The sequence below is a fragment of the Paraburkholderia tropica genome (assembly GCF_914484835.1).
GTDB classification, from domain to species: domain Bacteria; phylum Pseudomonadota; class Gammaproteobacteria; order Burkholderiales; family Burkholderiaceae; genus Paraburkholderia; species Paraburkholderia tropica_A.
On sequence record NZ_CAJZAR010000004.1, the window covers coordinates 1 to 1,161 of the forward strand.

At 58.1% G+C, this 1,161-nt stretch carries 3 protein-coding genes; all 3 read left to right on the top strand.

Annotated features, from left to right (window positions below; genetic code table 11):
* Positions 1-467 precede the first annotated feature (467 nt).
* From LDO54_RS01600 to LDO54_RS01610, 3 genes are read left to right on the top strand one after another with little or no spacing between them, the layout of a single operon-like run.
* The gene (locus LDO54_RS01600; protein WP_224005219.1) at positions 468-608 is read left to right on the top strand and encodes a hypothetical protein; all 141 of its coding nucleotides are present in this window, start codon (positions 468-470) and stop codon (positions 606-608) included.
* A gap of 12 nt (positions 609-620) precedes the next feature.
* The gene (locus LDO54_RS01605; RefSeq protein ID WP_224005222.1) at positions 621-809 is read left to right on the top strand and encodes a hypothetical protein; all 189 of its coding nucleotides are present in this window, start codon (positions 621-623) and stop codon (positions 807-809) included.
* 23 nt (positions 810-832) lie between these two features.
* Positions 833-1,147: a hypothetical protein gene (locus tag LDO54_RS01610; protein ID WP_224005225.1), complete on the top strand. Its 315-nt coding sequence runs from the start codon at positions 833-835 to the stop codon at positions 1,145-1,147.
* Positions 1,148-1,161: the final 14 nt, after the last annotated feature.

Consider the following 1,161-nt stretch of genomic DNA (forward strand, 5'->3'; position numbering starts at 1 on the left):
GGAAAACGTCGATCGAAATGAAACGAGCCAGCAACTTGCTGGCTCGTTTCATTTGTGCTCGGGCTGCGGCTCGTCTTTTCACAAAGATGACGTGACAAGTCACTATTGTGGCTATAAAATACGGCGCACGTCATAAATACTTGTGGGCGCCCTGCGGTGTCGCAAAGCTGCGGGCGTTCTCCGCAAGGGAAAAACACGGGAGGTTGTGAATCATGGATCAGCGTGAGACGGACGAGGTTTTACTCGCATCGCTTCGGTTCTCGCCAGTTGGGAAGCCGATAGCGGAGCTCGCTGCAACCGATGAGTCTGAGGAGCTTGTGAAGGCCTGGGAGTCGGGTCATCCTGGCGGCAGCCAGTCGATCGCGCCGGTGAGCGACGCGGTCCAATACGACGCGCTGCGTCTTACCGATGCCGAACTAGCCGCGATTCGCGGTTCTGGCGCCGGGCAATAGCCAACGGAAAAGAGCATGAGCGACGACGCATACCGTCTCGGATTGATGCTGCGGGCGATGGCCCGCACAGACGCGGAGCTTTTCGGCAATCGTTCCCGCTATGAGGCCGTTGCGCTCAGGTGCGCGGCACGGCTGATCGCTGGCAACAGCATCTAGGAAAACCCTGCGATGGCACAAGGCAACTGGAATCCCGAAGTAATCAAGGCGAAGCCGCGTTGCCGCTTGTGCAAGCGGGTTGTGAAGTCGGATGATTTTGTGCGGCTCGATGGCGTGAATCCGGCGCATCGAGCTTGTGCGCAGGCGCGAGGCCGCGCTTACACCGAAGGCAAAGAGATTCAGCCCAGAACGGCTGATTGAACGGAAAGCAGGATACGAGAAACATGGACAAGATCGAAAAAGAAGCGTCGCAATGGCTAACGGATTATCTCGGCAAGCTGTCTGGTGTCGAATTGACCGAGCCGGAGCGACACGCGGCATTTCAACTGCTCTGCACACTCCCGGACAGCGCTTGCCTCAAGGATTTCGTTGCGGCTGCGAGCGCGGCTAAAGTGAAGCAAGCGGGCCTGCCGGAATCGGTGGCGCTGCATCTGGTGTCGCTTGTCGCTCGGCTCGAACAGCATTTGTCGAGCGACGGTTTGTCTTCACTGTTCGAGTCACGCAGCGGCATTGTGTCTGTTCCCGAGTCGCACGCGTAATAGGTCGGAAAACG

Excerpts from the sequence above, each read along its gene's own strand:
- LDO54_RS01600 (WP_224005219.1), top strand. The coding sequence starts at position 468 with ATGAGCGACGACGCATACCGTCTCGGATTGATGCTGCGGGCGATGGCC.
- LDO54_RS01605 (WP_224005222.1), top strand. The coding sequence starts at position 621 with ATGGCACAAGGCAACTGGAATCCCGAAGTAATCAAGGCGAAGCCGCGT.
- LDO54_RS01610 (WP_224005225.1), top strand. The coding sequence starts at position 833 with ATGGACAAGATCGAAAAAGAAGCGTCGCAATGGCTAACGGATTATCTC.